This window comes from Nocardia sp. NPDC059177, from assembly GCF_042755165.1.
In the GTDB taxonomy this organism is placed as follows: domain Bacteria; phylum Actinomycetota; class Actinomycetes; order Mycobacteriales; family Mycobacteriaceae; genus Nocardia.
In genome coordinates this window covers 296,019-318,231 of sequence record NZ_JBHZBX010000002.1, presented here as the reverse complement: position 1 = coordinate 318,231, position 22,213 = coordinate 296,019, and the positions used below count along the sequence as shown (strand labels likewise).

Genomic DNA, 22,213 nt, shown 5'->3' with positions numbered 1-22,213 from the left:
CTACTCGAGCGCGCTCAGCGCCCGCCCGAGCTGATCGATCTCGTAGCGGGTGGTGTAGGGCGCGAGACCGATGGTGACCGCGCCGCCCTCGTCGTTGACACCCAGCGCGTCCAGCAGCCTGCTGCCGCCGTGCACCCCGCTGACCGTCCCGATCCTGCCGTCGGCCAGCTTGGCCGCCACCTTCTCCGCCTGCATCCCGGCCATCGTGAAGCTGACGGTGGGGATGCGGGTGGACGCCCGGCCGATGACGGTGAGATTGTCGACCTTCTCCAGCACCTGCATGAGGTGGTCGAAGAGCTGATCGTGGTAGTCCTGCAGCGAGGTGATCGACACCTCGAGGCGCTCGCGGCGGGTACCGGTGGCGCGGTCGTCGAGCCCGGCCAGGAAGTCGATCGACTGGGTGAGCCCGGCCAGCAGCGCGTACTGATGCCCGCCCACCTCGAGGCGTTCAGCGCCCTTGGCATAGGGGTTGAGCGACATCGACGGAATGCGGTCGAGGAAGGCCGGATCGCGGAAGACCAGCGCGCCGACCTGCGGGCCACCCCACGACGGCGCGCTCAGCGCGACCACATCGGCATTGAGTTCGTCGATGTCGATCAGCGCGTACGGCGCGGCGCCGAACGCGTCGGCGACCAGCAGCCCACCCACGTCGTGCACCCGGTCGGCGGCCACCCGCACGGCGGGCGCCGAGCCGACGATCGGGGACGCCGCGGTGAGCGCGACCAGCCGCGCGGTCGGGCCGATCAGCTCCTCGAACTGCCACGACGGCATCTCGCAGGTCTCGATCTCCACCTCGGCCCAGCGCACATGCGCGCCGTAGCGGTTGGCGATGCGCAGCCAGGGCGCGACATTGGCCTCGTCGTCCAGGCGGGACAGCACGATGCCGGTGCCGAGGCCGAGGCGCGAGCTCAATGATTCCGCCAGCCAGGCCAGCAGCACCGCCCGATCGGGTCCGAGTACGACGCCGGCGGGATCTCCACCGACCAGATCGGCGACCGCCTCGCGGGCGGCGTCGAGAATCGCGCCACTGCGGGTCGCCGCACCGTGGCGGCCGATGTGGGAGAACGAGGAAGTACGGAAACCCGTTGAGACGGCACGAGATACCGAATCGGGAACCAGCATCCCCGCCTGCGGGTCCAGATGGATCCAGCCGTCGCCCAGGGACGGTATCAGGCCCCGAACCCTCGCGACGTCATAAGTCATGGTGGCCACTTTAAGGGCAGCGGGCGTCGCGATGTAACCGCGTGGGGGTTTTAGCGCGAACCCGACACACGCGCAATGATGGGGACATGACGCACTCGGAGGATGTCCCCGAATCCATCGTCGTGATCGGCCCCGACGGGCGTCCGGTCACGGTGCCTGCCGACTCCGACGGTGCGGCCGCCTTCACCGGGCAGGTCGTCCCCGACGACGAGAAGCCGGACGACGACTCCGCCGAGGAGTCGCTGGCCGACATGGTCGAGCAACCGGCCAAGGTGATGCGCATCGGCACCATGATCAAGCAGCTGCTCGAGGAGGTGCGCGCGGCTCCGCTCGACGACGCCAGCCGCTCGCGGCTCAAGGAGATCCACAAGTCCTCGGTCCGCGAACTCGAACAGGGCCTGGCCCCGGAGCTGCGTGAGGAGCTGGAACGGCTGACGCTGCCCTTCACCGACGAGTCCGTTCCCTCCGACGCGGAGCTGCGGATCGCCCAGGCCCAGCTGGTCGGCTGGCTGGAGGGCCTGTTCCACGGCATCCAGACCGCGCTGTTCGCCCAGCAGATGGCCGCGCGCGCCCAGCTCGAGCAGATGCGCCAGGGCGCGCTGCCGCCCGGCATGCACGCCGGGGACCCGAAGGCGACGGGGCATGTGGGGGGCGGGCAGTATTTGTGAGGTGTTCGGGCGGCGTAATCGTGCAATCCGGCGCCGCTCAGTCGGTATATCGACTGCGGGTGCACGAATTGCACGATTACGCCAGTTGGCCGCCTGTACACCCGGCACCGGCCGAGGTCCAACCCTGTAAGGTCGGGGACCGTGCCCGCTGCTGCCGCTCGTTCCGAAGAGAGCCCTGTGCAATCTGACGACAACCCCTCGGTGACCGAATCCGAACTCGCCGAGATCGCCGAAGCCGAGCACACGACCGACGCTCCCCTGCTGGTCACGACCCCGATGGTGTCGGACTCGCAGACCTTCAAGCGGGCGTTCAAGGACATGCGCGACGGCTTCGGTCAGCGCGAGCTGTGGCTGTCGCTGGGCTGGCAGGACATCAAGCAGCGCTACCGCCGCTCGGTGCTCGGCCCGTTCTGGATCACCATCGCGACCGGTCTGCAGGCACTGGCGATGGGTCTGCTGTATTCGACGCTGCTCAACCAGCCGATCAGCGAGTACCTGCCGTATGTGACGGTCGGCCTGATCGTCTGGAACGTCATCAATGCGGCGATCCTCGAGGGCTCCGATGTGTTCATCGCCAACGAGGGCCTGATCAAACAGCTGCCGTCGGCGCTGAGCGTGCACGTATATCGCCTGGTCTGGCGGCAATTCCTGTTCTTCATCCACAATGCCGCGATCTACGCGGTGCTGCTGGTGGCGTTCTCGATCTGGCGGAACCTGGACTGGTCGGTGGTGCTGGTCGTCCCGGCCATCCTGCTGCTGTTCCTCAACGCCATGTGGGTCTCGATCGTGTTCGGCATCTTCTCCACCCGCTACCGCGACATCGCCCCGATCCTCGGCTCGATGACGCTGATGCTGTTCGTGCTGACCCCGGTCATGTGGTCGACCAAGGCGCTGGAGAGCTCGGTCGGCATGAGCGACCGCGCCAAGCTGATCGAGATCGTGCCGACCTTCCACTACCTGGAGATCGTGCGCGCGCCGCTGCTGGGCGAGCCGTCGGAATGGCATCACTGGGCGATCGTCGGCGCGATCACCGTGGTCGGCTGGGTCGTGGCGATCCTGGCGCTCAAGCAGTACCGTGCCCGCGTCCCGTACTGGGTTTAGGAGCTATCAGGCGATGAGCCGTGTGAGTATCGAAACCCAGCAGGCGTGGGTCGAGTTCCCCATCTTCGACGCGAAGTCGCGGTCGCTGAAGAAGGCGTTCCTCGGCAAGGCAGGTGGCGCGATCGGGCGCAACAGCTCCGATGTGGTCGTGGTCGAGGCGCTGCGTGACATCACCATGTCGTTGAAGGAAGGCGACCGGGTCGGCCTGGTCGGGCACAACGGCGCGGGTAAGTCGACCTTGCTGCGGCTGCTGTCGGGCATCTACGAGCCCTCGCGTGGCAGTGCCCGCATCCGCGGCCGGGTGGCCCCGGTGTTCGACCTCGGCGTCGGCATGGACCCGGAGATCTCCGGCTACGAGAACATCATCATCCGCGGCCTGTTCCTCGGGCAGACCCGCAAGCAGATGCTGTCCAAGATCGACGAGATCGCCGACTTCACCGAGCTCGGCGAGTACCTGTCGATGCCGCTGCGCACCTACTCCACCGGCATGCGGGTGCGTCTGGCGATGGGTGTGGTCACCTCGATCGACCCCGAGATCCTGCTGCTCGACGAGGGCATCGGCGCGGTCGACGCGGAGTTCATGAAGAAGGCGCGCACGCGGCTGCAGTCGCTGGTGGCGCGCTCGGGCATCCTGGTCTTCGCCAGCCACTCCAATGAGTTCCTCGCCCAGCTCTGCGACACCGCCATGTGGGTCGATCACGGACAGATCCGCTTGCACGGCGGGATCGAAGAAGTTGTGCGAGCGTACGAAGGTCCCGACGCGGGTAACCATGTGGCACAGGTGCTGCGTGAACTGGAGACCGAGGGCGCCGACGGCGCGGCGGGCGAGAAGGAACTGGAGCAGAACAAGGCATGAGCGGTCAACGGCCGGAGGCGGCAGCGCAGCGTAACCACGTAGGCCGTCCGAGCATGCCTGGAGTCACAGCATGAGCAGCGGTCAACGGCCGGAGGCGGCAGCGGGTGCGGACCAGTCGAGTGTTCCCGGCGGGTTCAGCATGACCGACCGGCTGGAGGCGTCGACGGTGGCTCCCGTCGAGCCCGCCGCGGTGCTGCCCGACGATGCCGACCTGCCCGCGGGCGCGGAACCGGCCGACCTGAGCACCGAGACCGGCCCGACCGCGCGGATCATCGCCGTCGTGGTCACGCACAAGCGCCGTGAGCTGCTCGCCGAATCGCTGAAAGTGCTGGCCTCGCAGTCGCGTCCGATCGATCATCTGATCGTCGTCGACAACGCCAACGAGGACGCGGTGGCCGAACTGGTCGCCCAGCAGCCGATCGAGGCGACCTATCTGGGTTCACGCCACAATCTCGGCGGCGCGGGCGGTTTCGCGCTCGGCATGCTGCACGCGCTCACCCAGGGCGCGGACTGGGTGTGGCTGGCCGATGACGACGGCCGCCCCGACGGTCCCGACGTGCTCGCCACGCTGATCGATTGCGCGCGCAGGCACGATCTGGTCGAGGTGTCGCCGGTGGTCTGCGATATCGACGAACCCGACCGGCTCGCGTTCCCGCTGCGCCGCGGCGTGGTGTGGCGGCGGCTGCGCTCGGAGCTGGGCGACGAGGACTTCCTGCCCGGCATCGCCTCGCTGTTCAACGGCGCGCTGATCTCGGCCAAGGCCGTCGACCTGATCGGGGTGCCCGATCTGCGGTTGTTCGTGCGCGGTGACGAGGTCGAGGTGCATCGCCGGCTGGTGCGGTCGGGGCTGCCGTTCGGCACCTGTCTGCAGACGGCCTACCTGCACCCCAACGGCGCCGAGGAGTTCAAGCCGATTCTCGGCGGCCGGATGCACACCCAGTACCCGGACGACCCGGTCAAGCGCTACTTCACCTACCGCAATCGCGGCTACCTGATGTCGCAGCCCGGTATGCGCAAGCTGCTGCCGCAGGAATGGATCCGGTTCTCCTGGTTCTTCCTGGTCACCCGCCGCGACCCGGCCGGCCTCAAGGAATGGTTCCGGCTGCGCTCGCTCGGCCGCAACGAGCACTTCGGCAAGCCGCAGTAGCCCCCCGAAACTCGGGGGTTGTACACGCTAGGTATGACGGGCCGTTCGTCCTACGATTCACACTGTGACTTCCACTAAGGGTTTTGCGTCCGCTGCCGCGACCGTGCTCGCCGGTGCCGCACTGTGCCTGGCGGCGCCGGGCACCGCGCACGCCGATGACCCCTGCCAGCTCGGCTGGTCCAATGTGGGCCCGCGCAGCTGCGTGATGAACGAGCTGCGCACCGCACCGGTGCTGACCGTGGGCAATGGCATCTGCGCCGGAATCCTCAACGTCTCGGGGACCGCGTTCGACGGGCCGCTCACGTCCCCGAGCGTGGCACCCGGTGCCACCCACAGCATCGCGCTGATCGTCTCGCAGGGTTTCTCCCCGCTCGGCAACTGGGCACCCACCGTGCTGGCGTGCGATGTGAACATGGTCGTCGACTGGCGGAACCTGGACAACGGCGCCACCGGCTCGGTGACCCGCTTCATCCCCGCCAACAACACCAGCACCTACCCGGTCCAGGACTTGGTCGTGCACACCGGACCCGGCCGGGTCCAGGTCACTTTCCGTACCGACAAGCCCAACCTGCCCCAGACCACCGAGGTCTTCGTCCCGTAGTCCCGCGCTCCGGAAAATCGGTTGCCGGGGTGCGTCGCCGTGGGGCAGAGTGAGGGAACCAGCGAGCGAGATGAGGAGGTGGATGTCCGTGGTGAGGATTGCCGTGCCCGGGTGCGCTGTGCGTACGCACGCCACCGCTGTGGACTCCCCCTCGAACTCTTCTCGCTGAGCCCGCCGTCGGGCTCGGCCCCGGCGAAGGATTTCCCTCATGGTCGACCACGACCTGCTCATCCCCTACGGCTGGACCGAAGCCGTAGCTTCCGAATATCTCCCCCTGCTCGGCGCTCTCGTGCCCGCGCGGATCGTGCGGATGGATCGCAGTGAATGCGATGTGGTGACACCCACCGGCCCGGCCAGGGCCGCCTGTTCCCGCGATATCACCGGCCTGTGCACCGGCGACTGGGTCGGCCTCGACGCCGAACGCACGGTGCGGCGACTGCTGCCACGGCGTTCGGCGATCGTGCGGTCCTCGGTCTCGGGGCGGTCGGTGGCGCAGGTGCTGGCCAGCAATGTCGACACCGTGCTGATCTGTACCGCCGCCGACGGTGACGTCGACCTGGGCCGGCTCGAGCGCATGCTCGCCCTGGCCTGGGAGAGCCATGCCCAGCCGGTCATCGTGCTCACCAAAGCTGATGCGGCGGAGCATATTCCGCTCGACGCGGTACGGGCCGTCGCGCCTGGGGTGACCGTGCTGGCGGTGAGTGCCGCCGCGGAGGTCGGCCTGGATGTACTCGCCGCGGTGCTCAACGGAACCGTCGCCCTGATCGGGCCGTCCGGCGCGGGCAAGTCCACCCTCGCCAACGCGCTGCTTGGCGCGGAAGTGTTCGCCACCAACGCCGTTCGCGCGGTGGACGGCAAGGGCAGGCACACCACCGTGCACCGGGAACTGCGCCCACTGCCCGGCGGTGGCACGCTCATCGACACTCCCGGCCTGCGCGGTGTCGGCCTGTACGACGCCGCCGAAGGCATCGGCAAAACATTCAGCGATATCGAATCCCTCGCCGAGAACTGCCGTTTCGCCGACTGCGGGCACGAGACCGAGCCCGGCTGCGCGATCCGCGCCGCCCTGGCCGACGGCACGCTCAGCGAACGCAGGCTGACCAGCTATCGCAAGCTGGCCAGGGAGAACGAGTGGATGGCCACCCGCACCGACAAGCGCCTCGCCGCCGAACGGGAGCGGGTCTGGCGCGATATCGCCAAGCAGCAACGCCGGAACTACCGCGAACGCGGCCGTCGCTGAGCGAGCAGCTCACCTTCGATCCGGTCAGTCCGGTTCGAAGGTGAGATGTTCGCGTTGCGCCACGGTGTGCGCGGCGAGGTCGATCAGGTAGTCGATGGTGCCCGAGTCGGAGCCGAAGTGGTTGCTGTCGTAGTAGGCGTAGTTCACCATCAGGTGGCCGCCGTCCACGGGCACCGCCCGGGCGGGCCGGTTTTCCGCGCGTGACCAGCTGTGGTCGATCAGCAGTTTCCCGTTCGTGCGCAGCGCACGACCGGCCAGCGCCAGGGTCCAGCGGTTCTGCGAGCCGTGGCCGAGGTACTCCTCGACGTAGATCGTCCGGAACCGCGCCGTGACGACCCGGCCGTCGGGCAGCAGCAGGAACGGCACCTCGCCTTCGGCGTAGAGGTGGCCGGGTTCGGGATCGTCGTGGAGTTCGGTGTGCCACCGGTCGTCGAGTCGTGGTGTGGGCCAGCCGTTCTCGGCCGCGTCGGCGCGCAGCGAAATCCAGTGCCCAGCGCGGCGCCGCTCATAGTCGAAGTTGATGACATGGGAGCCGATGTAGCGCTCCTCGGTCGTGCACACCTCGTCCGGTTCGCTCACCGCGACCCCGGCCGTGCGCGCGATCTCGTGCAGTTCGGCCAGCAGGACAGCACCCGCGCCGGTTCCCAGGGCCGAGGAGGTCACCAGGAACTCCGAGATCCGCAGGCTGCCCGCCCACCACTTGCTCGGTGCGAACAGGTCGTAGGTCGCGAAGCCGATCGGGGTGTCATCGTCGACGAGCAGCAGCGGCGGCGGGTTGGCTTTCCCGTAGTCGAACCGGGACAGCCGGCGCGTGCGGCGCAGCAGGTCGGCCGGGCGGTGCACGCCTAAATGCGCGTGTAGCTCGGCCAGCAGTCCGGTGGCCGCCTCCGCGTCGGTGGCGGAGGCGGGCCGGACGGAGCGGGTCATCCGATCAGCTCGGGTCGATCCCGTACAGGCGCGCCCAGTTCTCGCGGCTGGTGAGTTCCGGGACGGCGGCGCGGTACTCGGCTTGCAGAGCCGGGAGTTCCTTGCGGAGTTTGCGCAGCGTGCGGTAGGCGCGCAGGAGCAGGGCGCGGGCGCGGGCCTTGTCACGGCGGCGGACCCGGACACCGGACTGGGAGGCGTCGGTGACGACCACATGGTCGAACAGGCCGACATGCCACCAGTGCGCGTCCTCGCGGGTGACGCCGATCAGGCCGGGCTGGGTACGCCCGGTCCACTGGGTGATCGCGCGCTTGATCAGCACCAGGGTGACCCGGCTCGGCTCGCCACTGGCCCGGCGGATCTGGATGTCGGCGGAGTTCACCGGCGGAGTGGCCGCGGGGTGCTTGATGGTCTCCGGGTAGTCGTTGCGGGTGCCGCGGGCGGCGGCGAGGGCGTCGATGCCGCCGTCACGCAGCACCTTCGGGCCCTTCATGAAGTCCTCGATGCCCTGCAACGTGGTGTGCACCAGGCCGTACTGCATGCCGACCAGGTGCTCGGCGATGTAGCGGAAGAACTCCCTGGTGATGGCCTTGCCGTCGAGATCGGTGTGCAGGGCGCCGACGATGAGCGAGTTACGGGTGGAGAAGTAGCGCGCCCAGTCGTCGTAGTCCTTCCAGTAGAAGTCGGCGTGCCAGACCGCGGCGTTGGGCAGGGTGACGGTGACGAAACCGTGCTCGCGCGCCCGGATGCCGTACTCCACGTCGTCCCACTGGAAGAAGATCGGGACCGGCAGGCCGATCTTCTTCACGACCTCGGCCGGGATCAGGCAGGTCCACCAGGCGTTGTAGCCGGCGTCGACGCGGCGCTCCTGGTTCTTCTTGAGCATGGAGGTGTTGCGCAGCGCCTTGGGCACCTTCTGGCCGTGCTTGAGCTCGTGCAGGTGCACCTCCTCCGCGCCGACATTGAGGTAGTCGGGGTTGAGCAGGAACAGCATCTGCGCGCCGACCAGGGTCGGTTCGACGGTCAGGTTGGCGAAGGCCTGCAGCCGCAGGACGGTCTCGGGCTCGCAGAGGATGTCGTCGTCCATCAGGATGACGTCGGCGTGCTCGTTGGCCGCGGAGACCTCGTAGAGGCCGCGGGTGAAGCCGCCCGCGCCGCCCAGGTTGGGCTGGCGCAGGTAGCGCAGTTTGTCGCCGAAGTCGGGGAGCACCTGCTGGAACAGCGGGCGGTTCTCCACCAGGTCGGTGCCCTGGTCCACCACGTACACCGCGTCGATGGCGGCCAGCACGGTCGGGTCCGAGGCCAGCGCGGCCACGGTGTGCGCGCAGTCCTCGGCGCGGTTGAAGGTGCAGATCGCGATGGCGACCGGCCGGACCGTCTCCGGGGCGGGGGCGGTCCAGGCGAGTTCGGTGATGGCCAGCTCGCCGCCGATCGCGTCGAACTCCAGCCACAGCGCGCCGCCGTCGACGAACTGATCCAGCGGCGCCGCCAGGCTGACCTGACCGCTCGCGGTGGCGACCGCGGTGGCGATGATGCGGCGGTGACCGGCGATGTCGGAGGCGACCAGGCGGATGTTCGCCTTGCCAGCGACCTCGAGCACGGCACTGGCCTTGACCTCGGTGACCGTGGTCCAGCGCTGCCAGTAGCTGGCGGCGAAGCGGCCGAAGTAGGTGTTGGTGTGGGCGGTCGCGCCCTTGGGCAGCCGCAGCGAATGCCGCTCGCGCACCGCGGCACCCCCCTTGACGACCGCGTAGAGCTCGTCGCTGATCTTGGCCGAGGGGCCGGTGAAGATGCCGCGGGCCAGTACCAGCCGGTCGGGCGCCACGTGCTCACCCCGTAGGGAGGCGGGCGCGGCCTCGCGTCGATCGTTCGATTCGGTCACGGCTCCCGTAGCCGACTTTTCCATGAAGTCCTCGAAATTCTCGGTATCGACTGCGCCGACGCAAGCAGTCACGTAAAGAAATGGGCGGCGCGGCGGGCGGGGGTGAGGATATCAATCACCCGGCACCCGCGCGTCGTCAGTGAGGGGTAGCCGCACCCCGCGCGTGTTGCTCCTCGGTAGCCGCGGAGCCGGTGAAGACGAATTTGTCGTAGGCCCAATAGCGGAATACGACCGCGACGATCTGGCCGATGAGGGTGCCGGAGATATTGTCCGACAGCGGGCTCGACAGATCGAGGACATAGCGGGAAAAGCCGAGGCAGCCGAGTTGCAGGCCGATCGCGACGACGTTGAACAAAAAGTACAGAAGGTATTCGCGACCAGGGTTGTCGGTCTTCTTGTGCGAGAAGGTCCACCACTTGTTCCCGAAGTAGGTGACCACCGTGGCGACCACGATCGCGATGATCTTGGCCGGTAGCGGAGAGTGATACAGGACACCTTCGGAGAAGGAGAATCCGCCGCCCCAGAACACCAGCAGGTTGTAGGTCCCCGCGTCGACGAGAAACCCGATCGCCCCCACCACGAGGAACGCGGCCCCCTGCCGCAACCCCGTCACCACCCTCGACAACAACGAGGCAGCGGACGGCTCAACAGGCTGTGACACGCCCCGACGTTAACCGACCACCACATCCCGACCTCGGGGAGGGATCCGCCGCGCAGCGGCGGGTCGCGCGCCAGCGCTCCAAAAACACATCCGGTACCCTCCCGATGACCCATTGCTGCCTACACACCGAGGATTGACCCGGGTGGACTCCACCGAGCTTCGCATTGCCGCCGTGGTCCCCTGCCACAACGAAGAGGCCGCGGTCGCCAAGGTCGTCGCCGACCTCAAGGCCGCCGTGCCGGGGATCGTCGTCTACGTCTACGACAACCTGAGCACCGACCGCACCGCCGAGTGCGCCCGCGAGGCCGGGGCGATCGTGCGCTACGAGAACACCAAGGGCAAGGGCAATGTGGTCCGCCGCGCCTTCGCCGACATCGAAGCCGACGTCTATCTGATGATCGACGGCGACGATACCTACGAGGCGTCGGCGGCCCCGCTGATGATCAAGACGCTGCTCGACGGCCCCTACGACCACGTGCTCGGTGTGCGCAAGCAGGACGCCGCCGATGCCAGCGCCTACCGCTCCGGTCACGAGACCGGCAACAAGGTGCTCAACGGCGTGGTCGGCAAGGTGTTCGGCGAGAACGTCGAGGACATGCTCAGCGGTTTCCGGGTGTTCTCGCGCCGGTTCGTCAAGAGTTTCCCCGCGGTCTCGCGCGAGTTCGAGATCGAGACCGAGCTGACCGTCCACTCGCTGCACCTGCGGGTGCCGCAGACCGCGGTGCAGGTGGGTTTCCGTGACCGCCCGGCCGGCAGCGAGTCCAAGCTGCGCACCTACCGCGACGGCACCAAGATCCTGGCCCTGATCCTCGGGCTGGCCAGGCACGAGCGCCCCGTCGCGTTCTACGGCCTGTTCGGCACGATCACCTGGCTGGTCTCGATCATCCTGACCGTGCCGATCGTGATCGACTTCTACAACACCCACGAGGTGGCCCGGTTCCCGACGCTGTTCCTCGGGTTCACCCTGGTGCTGCTGGGCAGCCTGGCCTGGACCGCGGGCCTGATCCTCGACGGCATCCGCCGCTCCCGGCACGAAGCCGCGCGCCTGATCTACCTGCGCTATTCGGCCGCCGGCGTGCGCGAGGACATCGCGGCCGGAGACCGGCGGTGACCACCTCCACCGAGCCGGACACCACCGTCGAGCTCAGCACAGACGACACCGCCGCACCGAGTGTGAAGGCCCGCGCGCTCGCGCCGCTGCAGGCGCTGACCCGCCGTTTCGGCGCCGCGACGGTCGCCTTCGCGGTGGTCGCCACCGTCTTCGGCGCGATCTTCGCCGTGCTGACCCCGCCGTTCTGGGGCCACGACGAGCTGACCCAGTTCGGCCGCGCCTATCAGGTCGCGCACGGCGGGGTGTTCCCGCAGCGCATCGCCGACGACCGCGGCGTCGCCTACGGCGGCCCGATCCCGGTCAGCGTGGACGCGCTGATGGATTTCGCCTTCCGCGACTACAACAACAACCCCGACGAGCCCGACGCGATGGTGGCCGACCCGGCCGGCTACGAGCGCCTGCGCGACGCGGAGATCTCCGCGGCCACCAAGCAGATGTGGTTCACCAACACCGCCGCCTACTCGCCGGTGGCCTACGTGCCTGCCGCGATCGGTATCCGGCTCGGCGAGGCGCTGGGGCTCACCGTCGGCGGGATGTACCTGCTGACCCGCCTGGCCGGGCTCGCCGCCTACCTCGCGGTGGTCGGGTTCGGGCTCTACGCGCTGCGCGAGCGGCGCAGCCAGTGGCTGGTGTTCACCGTCGCCGTGCTGCCGATCGCGCTGTTCCAGGCGGGCACGGTCACCGCGGACACGCTCACCAACGCGCTGGCCATCATGGTCTCGGCGCTGCTGCTCAAGGCACTGTTCGTCGGTGACCGGTTGCGGCCGATGGAGGTCGGCGCGCTGCTCGCGGCGACCATCGCGCTGCCGCTGAGCAAGCCGACCTATGTCCTACTGGCGATGCTTGTCGTCGTGGTGCCCGCCGAGCGGCTCGGTTTCACCGGCAAGCGCAAGTTCATCCCGTGGATCTTCGCCGCGACCGGTGCTGCCCTGTTCCTGGCCTGGACCAAGATCGCCGCGCCGACCGGTGACGGCATGAGCCTGATGCGCCCGCCGCACCAGTGGGGCCAGGTCCGTCCCGGTGATCAGCTGACCGGAATTCTCAGCGACCCCGTGCAATTCGTGCACACCTTCGGCGAGAGCATCGCGTTGCGTGATCACCGCTGGTTCAACCAATTCTTCGGTGAACTCGGTTTCGCGTATGTGGATGTGCCCGCGGTGTCGATGCTGGCGTGCCTGATCGCGTTCGCGGTGAGTTTCGGTATCGCCGAGCGGATGAGTACGGCGACAGCCACTTTCCGGCGCACCCTGATCGTCGCGCTGACGATTCTGGCCAGTGTCGCGATGATCTATGTGACGCTGTACATGTCGTTCACGCCGGTCGATTTCTACATCATCGACGGTGTGCAGGGCCGGTATTTCGTGCCGCTGGCAATCCTCGGTCTCGCCGTGGTGGCGCGGTGGGTGCCGTTGCGGCTCACCGATTCCGGCGGAAAAACACCGACCAGGGGCACCGCGATCACCATCACCAGCGCGTCGGTATTCGCTCTGATCGGCGCTGTCGCCACGTATTACACCGTCGTGTGGGGATGATTGCCGGCGGCTACAGCGTCTTTTCCCCGGCGGCCGCGTAGGCGCGTTCGGTATCGGCCTTCTTCGGCCGCCACCAGTCCTCGTTGGCGCGGTACCAGGCGATGGTGTCGGTCAGGCCGGCGCGGAAGTCCGCGTAGCGCGGTGACCAGCCCAGTTCGCTGCGCAGCAGGCTCGCGTCGATGGCGTAGCGCTGGTCGTGGCCGGGGCGATCGGTCACGTGATCGAAGTCGTCGGGCGCGCGGCCGAAGGCCTCGAGGATGAGCTGCACGACGCTGAGATTGTCGAGTTCGCCCTCGGCGCCGATGAGATAGGTCTGCCCGATCCGGCCGCGGTCGAGAATGTCCCAGACCGCGCGATTGTGATCGTCGACGTGAATCCAATCGCGCACCTGATGACCGGCGCCGTACAGGCGGGGGCGCACACCGTCGATCAGATTGGTGATCTGGCGTGGGATGAATTTCTCGACGTGCTGATACGGGCCGTAGTTGTTGGAGCAGTTCGACAGCGTCGCGCGCACACCGAAGGAACGGGTCCAGGCGCGCACCAGCAGATCGCTGCCTGCCTTGGTCGCCGAATACGGGCTCGACGGGTTGTAGGCGGTGGTTTCGGTGAACGCCGGGTCATCGGCGGTGAGATCGCCGTAGACCTCGTCGGTGGAGACGTGGTGGTAGCGCACGTCGTGGCGGCGCACCGCCTGCAGCAGCGAGTAGGTGCCGACGATATTGGTCTGCACGAACGGCCACGGCTCGGCGAGGGAGTTGTCGTTGTGCGATTCGGCCGCGAAATGCACCACCGCGTCGACACCGCTGACGAGATTGTCGACCAGGTCGAGATCGGCGATGTCGCCGTGCACGAATTCGATGCGGTCGGCCACGGCGTCCAGCGAGGCGCGATTACCCGCGTAGGTGAGGGCGTCGAGGACCGTCACCCCGACATCCGGGCGCGTGGCCACGGTCTGCTGGACGAAATTCGCACCGATGAACCCGGCCCCGCCGGTTACGAGCACTCGCACCGAACCAACGATACGTGCTCGCCGCGCGGCACCGAAGCCAGGGCGAACTGCGGAAAGTGTTGCCGCGCGGACGGACTCCAGGGTTTTACACCGTGATGTCAGTCACAGTGGAGCGCTCTAGGTTAAGAGTTCGCGTCGGCATTCCTGAGAAAGCGGCCGGTCAACACTCAGGTTTCCGAGCTCGCACGAGCGCCGGAGTATCCGCGGTGAACGGAATTTGAATGAACGGTCACAGCCGGTTCACCGATCGTTAGCTGGAGCGGATTTTGATCATCGCGTCCCCTCCGAAAACGTTCCACACATCGAGGTTCAACGAAAATGCTGATGAGGAAGTTCGCCGCCACCTCGGCGCTGCTGATCGCTGCCATGGGCGTCGCCGCAGGCACCGCGCACGCCGAGCCGGTGGCCGTCGCTCCGCTGCCCGTCAACGTCTCCTACGAGATCGACGAGGCGAACGGCGCGCTGAAACTGACCACCGATTCCGGTTCGATCGTCGCCGAGAACGGCCGCCTGCAGATCAAGGCCAGCGACGGCACCGTGATGGCCGGTGGTCCGCTGACGCTGCAGGTCATGGACTACGAGATCCCCGTCGCCGCGCAGATCTCCGACCGCACCGCGATCCTGACCCCGCAGCTCGACGAGCAGCACGCCGTCTACAAGCCGGTCGCGCTGCCCTTCGAGGACCAGGCCGAATTCAAGAACGAGTACGAGCGCGAGAAGGCCGCCTTCTCCCGCATGAAGGACAACATCGGCCTGGCCGCCACCCTGGCCGGCCTGACCACCACGGTCCTCGGCGGCGTCGTCGGCTGTGTCCTGGGTGGCGCGCTCGGCCTGGCCGCCACCGCGCCCATCGCCGCGATGCTGGGCGGTGGCCCGATCATCGGCTGCATCGTCGGCGCGGCCGCGCTGGCCAGCTTCGTCGGCGTCGTCGGCACCATTCTGATCGTCGCGCCGGTCGCGGTGGCCGAGGTCATCAACTACTTCTCGATCGTCAACTCGCCGTTCGTCCCCCCGGCCAAGAAGTAGGTTCGCGCGCGGACTCTTCGGTCCGCGGGTTTCACCCGGTCGCCGCCACCTCTCGAGCGAGAGGTGGCGGCGACCGGGCCGTTTGTCCAGGCCGGTAGCCGGCTCGTCGGGCCGGCCGCTACCGGAACCAGCCGAGGCAAGCAGTCGGCTCGTCGGGGCGGTCGAGACCGGGACCAGCCGAGGCAAGCAGCGGCCCGTCGGGCCGGTCGTGACCGGACCAGCTGAGCGGATCCGGCAGCCCTAGGCTGTACGAGCCCGCTGGGCTGGTTCGACCGCGGTGCGCACGAACTTCGACACCCGCCCGAGCACCGAGCGGCTCTCGGGCATGCTCGGCAGGATGCTCATGAAGGCGTGCACCTGACCGCGCCACAGTTCCAGCGAGTTGGGCACGCCTGCGGCGGTGAGCCGGTGGGCCATCAGCTCGCAGTCGTAGCGCAGCAGTTCGTCCTCGGCGGCGATGAGCAGTACCGGCGGCAGCCCGGCGAGGTCGGCGTTGACCGGCGAGAGCCGCGGGTCGAGCGGGCCGTGGTATTCCGCGCCCATCCGCACCACCGCTTCCAGACCCTTCAGCGGGATGTAGGCGTCCCGGTCGACATTCACATAGCCCTGCTTGGCCTGGTAATCCAGGTCGAGCAGCGGGCTCAGCCCGACCAGCGCCGCGGGCAGCGGCAGCCCGATATCGCGTGCGCGGAGGGCGGTCGCGAAGGTCAAGAAGCCGCCCGCGGAGTCACCGGCGAATACGATTCGGCCGGGGTCGGCGCCGTGCCGCAACAGCCAGCGGTAGGCCAGCACGCAGTCGTCGATGGCCTGGTCGATCGAGCGACCCGGCAGCTGCCGGTACTCGACATTGAGCACAGGCAGTCCGGTCCGGCGGGCCAGACCAGCGGCGATCGCACGATGGGTCTCCAGCCCGCAGACCGCGAACCCGCCGCCGTGCATGTACAGCAGCGCCCCGTGACGCAGCGCCCGCGAAGCACCCGCCGGACGGATCATCTCCATCTTGAAGCCGTCCAGCTGGATCTGCTCGCGCTCGATGCCATGCGGTTCCGGCCGCAACCGGGACAGCAGATCCACCGCGACGGCGCCGATCGGCACGGTCGCCCGGTTGATCGGGACAGTGCGCAGCAGCGGTCCGATGACGCCGAGGCACGCGCCCATCAGCACCCGCGAGGACGTGCTGGTCCGGCCGGAGTTCACGATGATGCCCTGGTCGGGCCGCTTGTCGCCGGATTTCACCGGGGCAGCGGGTGCGAGCGCACCCATCACACCGGGCCCACCGATCCTGGTCGCCTTCATCGCGCACCTACCTCACAGCTGGCGCGTCGACCCCCACCCCGGATGACCCGGCACGGATGTCCACGCTGACATCTAACATAGTGATGTTTCACACATCGACGCTCACATAATCAGAAGAACGCCGTCTCTGCACCAGTTATCGCCCGACACGCCCATCCCCGAAACGCCCGTAGCCAGATCGTGCCCTCCCCGGCGCCGACGAGTGACCCCCACGATCGACCGGCGTATTCGTGCAATCCACCGCCCACCAGTCAGTATTCCGACTGAAAGCAGCCGAATTGCACGATTACGCCGCCACCACGGCTCAACCGCGCCGCCCGCCCGCACCGGCCTTGCGCGCGCGGGTTCCACCCACACCGAGCCCGACCTGGCCGAATATCAGCGGCACTCGCCTGGCGCGCGCAGGTTCCACGATCACGCCACCACCACGGGTTCTCGGCCGCCTCGCTCCCGAGGGGCGAGACGTAACGGCGAAGCCGGAGTATCGCCCCTCGGGAGTGAGGCCCAAGGGGCCGAGAACCCCGCGGCGCCAGCCGCAAATAACCCTGCCCAAGGGGTCGAGAACCCCGCGGCGCCAGCCGCAAATAGACTCGAGCCATGCGCGGAATCATCTTGGCGGGCGGCACCGGTTCGCGGCTGCACCCCATCACGCGCGGGGTGAGCAAGCAGCTCGTCCCGGTTTATGACAAGCCCATGGTCTACTACCCGTTGTCCACGCTGATGCTGGCCGGCATCGACGACATTCTGGTGATCACCACACCGGAGGACGCCGACGCATTCGCCCGGCTGCTCGGTGACGGCAGCCAGTTCGGCGTCTCGATCAGCTACGTGGTGCAACCCGAACCCGACGGCTTGGCCCGCGCCTTCGTCCTCGGCGCCGATCACATCGGCACCGAACCCGCTGCGCTGGTCCTCGGTGACAACATCTTCCACGGCCCCGGCCTCGGCGCCAGCCTGGAGCGTTTCCACGACATCGACGGCGGCGCGGTCTTCGCCTACTGGGTCAGTGATCCGACCGCCTACGGCGTGGTGGAGTTCGATCAGGGTCGCGCGGTCTCGATCGAGGAGAAGCCGAAGACCCCGCGCTCGAACTACGCGATCCCCGGCCTCTATTTCTATGACAACGACGTGGTCGAGATCGCCCGCGAGCTGCGGCCGTCGGCGCGCGGCGAGTACGAGATCACCGATATCAACCGCGCCTACCTGGAGCAGGGCAAGCTCAGCGTCGACGTGCTCGCCCGCGGCACCGCCTGGCTCGACACCGGCACCTTCGACTCGCTACTCGACGCCGCCAACTACGTGCGCACCATCGAGGAACGGCAGGGCCTCAAGATCGGCGTGCCCGAGGAGGTGGCGTGGCGGCGCGGCCTGATCGATGACGAGCAGCTGTGCGCGCTCGCCGAACCGATGGTCCGCTCGGGTTACGGCCGCTACTTGCTCGACCTGATCGACCGCGGAAAAGACTGGTAACGCATGGATATTCGTGAACTGGCCATCCCCGGCGCCTGGGTGGTGACCCCGCGCCTGCTCGGTGACGAGCGTGGCATGTTCTGCGAGTCGTTCAAGGCCTCGGAGTTCGAGAAGGCCACCGGCCGCCCGCTGGAACTGCACCAGGTGAACACCTCGATCTCGGCGGCAGGCGTGCTGCGCGGCATCCACTACACCGAGGACCCGCCCGGCCAGGCCAAGTACGTGACCTGCGTGCGCGGAGCATTCCTGGACGTCGTGGTGGACCTGCGGGCCGGCTCGCCGACCTACGGCCGCTGGGATTCGGTCCTGCTGGACGACGTCGACCGCCGCTCGGTCTTCCTCTCCGAGGGCCTTGGCCACGCCATCCTCTCGCTGGAGGACAACTCGACGGTCACCTACCTGTGCTCACTCGAGTACACCCCCGAATTCGACCGCGACATGGACGCTTTCGACCCCCGCCTAGCCATCGACTGGCCGACCGAGGGCCGCGACGGCCGCCCCCTCACCTACATCCGCTCCGCCAAAGACGAAGCGGCACCAGGTTTCTCCTGACCCTGCCAGACTTCTCCTGACACGCCGAAGACGGTCCACGAAGCCACGCCTCCACGAGCCGCCACCGACCACCACAAGTTTTCGACCGCCTCACACCCGAGCCGCGACGCCGAGCCGCACCCGACTCCCCTGAAACGCCGAAGGCGGCCCATGAAGCCCACGCTTCACGAACCGCCACCGGACAACGGGTTTTCGGCCGCCTCGCTCCCAAGCGGCCGAAAACCCCTGCGGCGCCAGCCGCCAATTACACAGCTTCCAGGACCTTCTCCTGGGCTTCTGTCGGTGCTTCGACGACCCGTGAACGGGTGCGCCGGGGGAGGAAGACCGTCAGGGCGACCAGTGCGCCGACGATGGTGACGCCCGCGGCGAATTGCAGGCCGGGCCGGTAGGTGTCGAGCATCTGCTGCGGGGTCGCTCCGGCGGCGTGCGTGCCGGAGGTGACGATGGCGGTGGTCACCGCGAGCACGATGGCCGCGCCGACCTGCATGGAGGTTTGCAGCACACCGGCGGCCAGGCCTTGTTCGTCGTCGTCGATTCCGCTGGTGGCCTGCACATTGATGGCGGGGAAGCCGACCCAGCCGATGCCGATCAGCAGGATGGCGGGCAGCAGCACGGTCAGGTAGTCCGGTGCGGTGTCGACCCGCAGGAACAGCAGGTAGCCGATGGCCATCACCGACATGGTGACCGCGATGACCGGTCCGGTGCCGAAGCGGTCGATGAGTTTCTCGGAGAAGAAGGCCGAGCCGACCACCAGGATGCCCACCGGCAGCAGTGCCATGGCCAGCTTCAGCGCCGACCAGCCGAGCGTGTCCTGCATGTACAGGGTGACGATGAACTGCCAGCTGAAGTAGGAGCCGGCGACGGCGATGATGGCCAGGCTGGCCCGCACCAGTGACACCTTGCGCAGGATGCCCAGGCGAACCAGCGGGTGCTTCACTCGCTGTTCGGTGATCACGAACGCGGCGAACAGGGCGATCACGGCGAGGAACGAGCCGACCGTGCGGAGCGAGGTCCAGCCGACTTCCGGCGCGGTGACCACGGTGTAGACCAGCAGCAGCATGCCCGCGGTGGACAGCAGCGCGCCGAACAGATCGTGTCCGCCTTCTTCAGCTTTGCCGTCCTTGGGCACCAGTGCGAAGGCGGCGACCAGGGCGGCGAGGGCGATGGGGACCGGCAGCAGGAAGGTCCAGCGCCAGCCGACGCCGGTCATCAGGCCGCCGAACAGCAGGCCCATGGAGTAACCACCGGCACCGAACACGGTGTAGATGGACAGTGCCTTGTTGCGTGCTTTTCCTTCGGCGAAGGTGGTGGTGATGATCGACAGGCCGGTCGGGGCGGTGAAGGCGGCGGCCAGGCCCTTGATGAATCGGGTGACGATCAGCAGGGCCGGGTCGCTGACCAGGCCGCCGACCAGGGAGGCGACCGCGAAGACGGCGAGCGCGATGAGGAAGACCTTGCGGCGCCCGAGCAGGTCGGCGGTGCGGCCGCCGAGCAGCAGCAGGCCGCCGTAGCCGAGGACGTAGCCGCTGACGAGCCATTGCAGGGTGGAGGTGGACAGATCGAGTTCGGCGCCGATGGACGGCAGCGCGACACCGATCATCGAAACGTCGAGACCGTCGAGGAACAAGACGATGCACAGGGTGATCAGCATGCCCCAGAGCCGGGCAGACCATCTGGTCGGATCGGTCGCCTGATCTGCGGCCGAAAGCGTTGCTGGCGAAGTCATGCGGAGGACATTACATGCGTGTGCATCAAATGCCAACGCATTTAATGCAGTTGCATGAAGAACCGAGGACCACTAAGATGGCCCCATGTCGAACCCGGCCACCACGACAGCTCGGCGCAACGAAGCGCCCACCGAGCTGGTCGGCCAGTGGCGCGAACTACTCACCCGGCATGCCGCGGTGAGTTGCGCGCTGGAGAAGGCGCTCCACGACCACGGCATCGGTCTCAGCGAATTCGAGACCCTGGACCGCCTGGTCGACGCGAAATGTCAGAAGTACCGCATGACAGATCTGGCCGGTGACATCCACCTGAGCCAGAGCGCGCTCTCCCGCGCGGTGGCCCGGCTGGAACGCGACGGCCTGGTCGAGCGCACCATGTGCGCCGAGGACCGCCGCGCCATCTTCGTCCGCCTGACCGAGAAGGGCAGGGCGGTCTACGACCAGGCCCTGCCCACGCACCGCGCGGTGCTCGCCGATTCCTGGGACCGGACTACGGCGTGCCCGTAGCTGCCGCGGCGATATCGGTGAACGCGACGCGATAGCGGTCGAATTCGGCCGCCTTGTCCAGGTAGGCCGAGCCGGCGAAGGTCTCCACGAAGACCACCGACGGTTCCGGCCGGTCCAGCGAACCGTCGACGCCGAATTCCAGGATCACGAACCGGCCCGATTCCAGGCCGGCGTGGTAGCCGGCGTCGCCGGGCAGCACCTGGACGCGCACATTGTCGCGCTCGGCCAGCTCGCGCAGCCACGCGCGCTGCGCGCCGGTCACCCGTTCGGCGCCGATGCGGGCCGCCAGCGCCGCTTCGGTGAGCACGACGTGCAACCGCAGCGGCGAATCGGCCCTGGTGAACAGGGCCTGCCTGGCCCGCAGCACCTCGAGCCTGCGCTCCAGGTCGGCCTCGGTCAGGCCGGGCACGGACTGCTCGAGCAGCGCCCTGGTGTAATCCTCGGTCTGCACCAGCGCCGGGACCAGGCCGTTGTCGTAGATCGACAGGCCCGTCGCGGCCTCCTCCAGACCGATGTAGACCTCGAATCCCTCCGGAATCACATCGCCGTAGGAGGTCCACCAGCCCCTGGCCTTGGTCTCGCGCGCCAGCGCCGCCAGCGGCTCGATCAGCTCGGCCGGTGCGCCGTAGACCTTGCACATCGCCTCGACATCGAGGCTGCGCAACGAGGTCTGCCCGGTTTCGATCCGCCAGATCTTGGCTTCCGACCACTCGAGTTTCGAGGCAGCCGTCCTGGTCGTCATCCGCGCCTGATTGCGCAGGTCACGCAAGTGCCTGCCCAGCTGCCGCCGCGGCATGGTCGAACCGGTAACACCCTGCGGTGAAGCCATACTTTCCCCCCTGTATCCAAATCCGGCCTCCCCCATACCTTTCGGAGGCCGCCCTACGAACCTGACATGTCATCGGATCCGCGTACGAATTGTTTCACAATGAATCGGCCATCGTGCAATGCCCTGGCCCCCTATTTTTTCTTCCTGAACCGCCAGAACTGCACGGCACGAACGTCTTCGGAGAGCTGGTTGACCGGTTCGGCGACATCCGAGAGCGCCTGGAACAGACCGTCGGCCAGCTCGCTGATGTGCTCGACCCGTCCGGCCAGCCGCGCGGCATTGTCGGCGAACTCCAGCATCAACCGCACCGAGGCCGCGATGGTCAGACCAAGCGGCACCGCGACCAAGGCCGCGAGAATGCCGAGCAGCACCGAGGCCCGCCACATCAGCACCGTCAGCGCGACCGGCAGACCGATACCGAACGACACCACCCCGAGGATGTAGGCCAGCGGCAGCAGGGTCCTGGTCGCCGGACGGCGGAACTGCACGTCGAGCAGCGAGCGCGCCACCTCGGCCGCCCACTGCTTGGCCGAGCCGGTGCTGCGGAACGGCTCGGCCAAGGACTCCTCGTCATCGGAATCGATCCGCGGGGGCTTGGGCGCCGAACGCAACACGGCGGTCTCTTTCCAAGAGAGCCACCGCGATTCGGCCTCGAACTCCTCGGCGTCCTCCTCGGTCGACGGGGTGGGGCCCGGAACGTCGGTCATGTACCGAATCCTGCCCCGTTTAACCCCCCACGCCAACCCTGCGCGAGCACAACCTGCGATAGCGAAGGTGATCGAACTGAGACCTACCGAACAGTCTCGAATATTTTTCGGCTACGGCGTAACACGACGGCCACCCCGTACCGATACGCCCATGAACGCAGAAC

21 protein-coding genes are annotated in these 22,213 nt (G+C 67.8%); 12 read left to right on the top strand and 9 right to left on the bottom strand.

Annotated features, from left to right (window positions below):
• Positions 1 to 1,203, bottom strand: coding sequence for a cysteine desulfurase-like protein (locus ACFXK0_RS04575; RefSeq protein WP_379408362.1), 1,203 nt, complete (start codon positions 1,201 to 1,203; stop codon positions 1 to 3).
• 86 nt (positions 1,204 to 1,289) lie between these two features.
• On the opposite strand from ACFXK0_RS04575, the gene ACFXK0_RS04570 reads away from it, so the two are divergent.
• The 6 genes from ACFXK0_RS04570 (at position 1,290) to rsgA (ending at position 6,816) form a co-directional block, all read left to right on the top strand.
• Positions 1,290 to 1,871: a bacterial proteasome activator family protein gene (locus ACFXK0_RS04570; RefSeq protein WP_379408361.1), complete on the top strand. Its 582-nt coding sequence runs from the start codon at positions 1,290 to 1,292 to the stop codon at positions 1,869 to 1,871.
• Between the two features lie 276 nt (positions 1,872 to 2,147).
• On the top strand, positions 2,148 to 2,972 hold the full coding sequence (locus ACFXK0_RS04565) for an ABC transporter permease (RefSeq protein ID WP_379408484.1): 825 nt from the start codon (positions 2,148 to 2,150) through the stop codon (positions 2,970 to 2,972).
• Positions 2,973 to 2,985: 13 nt separating this feature from the next.
• Positions 2,986 to 3,828 carry an ABC transporter ATP-binding protein gene (locus ACFXK0_RS04560; protein ID WP_379408360.1) on the top strand — a complete coding sequence of 281 codons (843 nt, stop codon included), beginning with the start codon at positions 2,986 to 2,988 and terminating at the stop codon, positions 3,826 to 3,828.
• Between the two features lie 70 nt (positions 3,829 to 3,898).
• A complete protein-coding gene (locus ACFXK0_RS04555) occupies positions 3,899 to 4,975 on the top strand; it encodes a glycosyltransferase (RefSeq protein WP_379408359.1) in 1,077 nt (358 codons plus the stop codon).
• 64 nt (positions 4,976 to 5,039) lie between these two features.
• The gene (locus tag ACFXK0_RS04550; protein ID WP_379408357.1) at positions 5,040 to 5,576 is read left to right on the top strand and encodes a hypothetical protein; all 537 of its coding nucleotides are present in this window, start codon (positions 5,040 to 5,042) and stop codon (positions 5,574 to 5,576) included.
• A 208-nt stretch (positions 5,577 to 5,784) separates the two neighbouring features.
• Positions 5,785 to 6,816 (top strand): ribosome small subunit-dependent GTPase A, encoded by a 1,032-nt coding sequence (rsgA, locus tag ACFXK0_RS04545; RefSeq protein WP_379408356.1) that lies wholly within the window; start codon positions 5,785 to 5,787, stop codon positions 6,814 to 6,816.
• Between the two features lie 24 nt (positions 6,817 to 6,840).
• On the opposite strand, the gene ACFXK0_RS04540 is transcribed toward rsgA, so the two are convergent.
• The 3 genes from ACFXK0_RS04540 to ACFXK0_RS04530 form a co-directional block, all read right to left on the bottom strand.
• Complete coding sequence (locus ACFXK0_RS04540; protein WP_379408354.1) at positions 6,841 to 7,743, bottom strand: GNAT family N-acetyltransferase; 903 nt, start codon at positions 7,741 to 7,743, stop codon at positions 6,841 to 6,843.
• Positions 7,744 to 7,747: 4 nt separating this feature from the next.
• Positions 7,748 to 9,646: a glycosyltransferase gene (locus tag ACFXK0_RS04535; RefSeq protein ID WP_379408353.1), complete on the bottom strand. Its 1,899-nt coding sequence runs from the start codon at positions 9,644 to 9,646 to the stop codon at positions 7,748 to 7,750.
• A 112-nt stretch (positions 9,647 to 9,758) separates the two neighbouring features.
• Positions 9,759 to 10,283 carry a GtrA family protein gene (locus ACFXK0_RS04530; RefSeq protein ID WP_379408352.1) on the bottom strand — a complete coding sequence of 175 codons (525 nt, stop codon included), beginning with the start codon at positions 10,281 to 10,283 and terminating at the stop codon, positions 9,759 to 9,761.
• A gap of 142 nt (positions 10,284 to 10,425) precedes the next feature.
• On the opposite strand from ACFXK0_RS04530, the gene ACFXK0_RS04525 reads away from it, so the two are divergent.
• Together ACFXK0_RS04525 and ACFXK0_RS04520 are read left to right on the top strand one after the other, a co-directional pair.
• The gene (locus tag ACFXK0_RS04525; RefSeq protein WP_379408351.1) at positions 10,426 to 11,394 is read left to right on the top strand and encodes a glycosyltransferase; all 969 of its coding nucleotides are present in this window, start codon (positions 10,426 to 10,428) and stop codon (positions 11,392 to 11,394) included.
• Positions 11,391 to 12,926: a DUF2142 domain-containing protein gene (locus ACFXK0_RS04520; RefSeq protein WP_379408350.1), complete on the top strand. Its 1,536-nt coding sequence runs from the start codon at positions 11,391 to 11,393 to the stop codon at positions 12,924 to 12,926. The genes ACFXK0_RS04525 and ACFXK0_RS04520 overlap by 4 nt, the downstream gene beginning before the upstream one ends.
• A gap of 10 nt (positions 12,927 to 12,936) precedes the next feature.
• Here the strand turns inward: ACFXK0_RS04520 and rfbB are convergent, their stop codons facing one another.
• On the bottom strand, positions 12,937 to 13,938 hold the full coding sequence (rfbB, locus tag ACFXK0_RS04515) for a dTDP-glucose 4,6-dehydratase (RefSeq protein WP_379408348.1): 1,002 nt from the start codon (positions 13,936 to 13,938) through the stop codon (positions 12,937 to 12,939).
• A gap of 324 nt (positions 13,939 to 14,262) precedes the next feature.
• Here rfbB and ACFXK0_RS04510 point away from each other — a divergent pair, with 324 nt between their 5' ends.
• Entirely contained in the window at positions 14,263 to 14,964 is a 702-nt protein-coding gene (locus tag ACFXK0_RS04510) for a hypothetical protein (protein WP_379408347.1), read from the top strand.
• Positions 14,965 to 15,204: 240 nt separating this feature from the next.
• On the opposite strand, the gene ACFXK0_RS04505 is transcribed toward ACFXK0_RS04510, so the two are convergent.
• Complete coding sequence (locus ACFXK0_RS04505; RefSeq protein ID WP_379408346.1) at positions 15,205 to 16,260, bottom strand: alpha/beta hydrolase; 1,056 nt, start codon at positions 16,258 to 16,260, stop codon at positions 15,205 to 15,207.
• A gap of 597 nt (positions 16,261 to 16,857) precedes the next feature.
• On the opposite strand from ACFXK0_RS04505, the gene rfbA reads away from it, so the two are divergent.
• Together rfbA and ACFXK0_RS04495 are read left to right on the top strand one after the other, a co-directional pair.
• A complete protein-coding gene (gene rfbA, locus ACFXK0_RS04500; protein WP_379408345.1) occupies positions 16,858 to 17,730 on the top strand; it encodes a glucose-1-phosphate thymidylyltransferase RfbA in 873 nt (290 codons plus the stop codon).
• Between the two features lie 3 nt (positions 17,731 to 17,733).
• Positions 17,734 to 18,282, top strand: coding sequence for a dTDP-4-dehydrorhamnose 3,5-epimerase family protein (locus ACFXK0_RS04495; RefSeq protein ID WP_379408343.1), 549 nt, complete (start codon positions 17,734 to 17,736; stop codon positions 18,280 to 18,282).
• Between the two features lie 244 nt (positions 18,283 to 18,526).
• Here the strand turns inward: ACFXK0_RS04495 and ACFXK0_RS04490 are convergent, their stop codons facing one another.
• Positions 18,527 to 20,008, bottom strand: a complete 1,482-nt coding sequence (locus ACFXK0_RS04490; RefSeq protein ID WP_379408342.1) for an MFS transporter — start codon at positions 20,006 to 20,008, stop codon at positions 18,527 to 18,529.
• An 85-nt stretch (positions 20,009 to 20,093) separates the two neighbouring features.
• Between ACFXK0_RS04490 and ACFXK0_RS04485 the strand changes: the two genes are divergently transcribed.
• Entirely contained in the window at positions 20,094 to 20,513 is a 420-nt protein-coding gene (locus ACFXK0_RS04485) for a MarR family winged helix-turn-helix transcriptional regulator (RefSeq protein WP_379408341.1), read from the top strand.
• Here the strand turns inward: ACFXK0_RS04485 and ACFXK0_RS04480 are convergent.
• Together ACFXK0_RS04480 and ACFXK0_RS04475 are read right to left on the bottom strand one after the other, a co-directional pair.
• Entirely contained in the window at positions 20,497 to 21,342 is an 846-nt protein-coding gene (locus ACFXK0_RS04480; protein WP_379408339.1) for a helix-turn-helix domain-containing protein, read from the bottom strand. The genes ACFXK0_RS04485 and ACFXK0_RS04480 overlap by 17 nt on opposite strands.
• Positions 21,343 to 21,473: 131 nt before the next feature.
• Positions 21,474 to 22,049, bottom strand: a complete 576-nt coding sequence (locus ACFXK0_RS04475) for a DUF4282 domain-containing protein (protein WP_379408338.1) — start codon at positions 22,047 to 22,049, stop codon at positions 21,474 to 21,476.
• Positions 22,050 to 22,213: the final 164 nt, after the last annotated feature.

Coding starts and splice junctions, on each gene's coding strand:
- ACFXK0_RS04575 (WP_379408362.1), bottom strand. CDS start 1,203: ATGACTTATGACGTCGCGAGGGTTCGGGGCCTGATACCGTCCCTGGGC.
- ACFXK0_RS04570 (WP_379408361.1), top strand. CDS start 1,290: ATGACGCACTCGGAGGATGTCCCCGAATCCATCGTCGTGATCGGCCCC.
- ACFXK0_RS04565 (WP_379408484.1), top strand. CDS start 2,148: ATGGTGTCGGACTCGCAGACCTTCAAGCGGGCGTTCAAGGACATGCGC.
- ACFXK0_RS04560 (WP_379408360.1), top strand. CDS start 2,986: ATGAGCCGTGTGAGTATCGAAACCCAGCAGGCGTGGGTCGAGTTCCCC.
- ACFXK0_RS04555 (WP_379408359.1), top strand. CDS start 3,899: ATGAGCAGCGGTCAACGGCCGGAGGCGGCAGCGGGTGCGGACCAGTCG.
- rsgA (WP_379408356.1), top strand. CDS start 5,785: ATGGTCGACCACGACCTGCTCATCCCCTACGGCTGGACCGAAGCCGTA.
- ACFXK0_RS04540 (WP_379408354.1), bottom strand. CDS start 7,743: ATGACCCGCTCCGTCCGGCCCGCCTCCGCCACCGACGCGGAGGCGGCC.
- ACFXK0_RS04535 (WP_379408353.1), bottom strand. CDS start 9,646: ATGGAAAAGTCGGCTACGGGAGCCGTGACCGAATCGAACGATCGACGC.
- ACFXK0_RS04510 (WP_379408347.1), top strand. CDS start 14,263: ATGAGGAAGTTCGCCGCCACCTCGGCGCTGCTGATCGCTGCCATGGGC.
- ACFXK0_RS04505 (WP_379408346.1), bottom strand. CDS start 16,260: ATGAAGGCGACCAGGATCGGTGGGCCCGGTGTGATGGGTGCGCTCGCA.
- rfbA (WP_379408345.1), top strand. CDS start 16,858: ATGCGCGGAATCATCTTGGCGGGCGGCACCGGTTCGCGGCTGCACCCC.
- ACFXK0_RS04495 (WP_379408343.1), top strand. CDS start 17,734: ATGGATATTCGTGAACTGGCCATCCCCGGCGCCTGGGTGGTGACCCCG.
- ACFXK0_RS04490 (WP_379408342.1), bottom strand. CDS start 20,008: ATGACTTCGCCAGCAACGCTTTCGGCCGCAGATCAGGCGACCGATCCG.
- ACFXK0_RS04485 (WP_379408341.1), top strand. CDS start 20,094: ATGTCGAACCCGGCCACCACGACAGCTCGGCGCAACGAAGCGCCCACC.
- ACFXK0_RS04480 (WP_379408339.1), bottom strand. CDS start 21,342: ATGGCTTCACCGCAGGGTGTTACCGGTTCGACCATGCCGCGGCGGCAG.
- ACFXK0_RS04475 (WP_379408338.1), bottom strand. CDS start 22,049: ATGACCGACGTTCCGGGCCCCACCCCGTCGACCGAGGAGGACGCCGAG.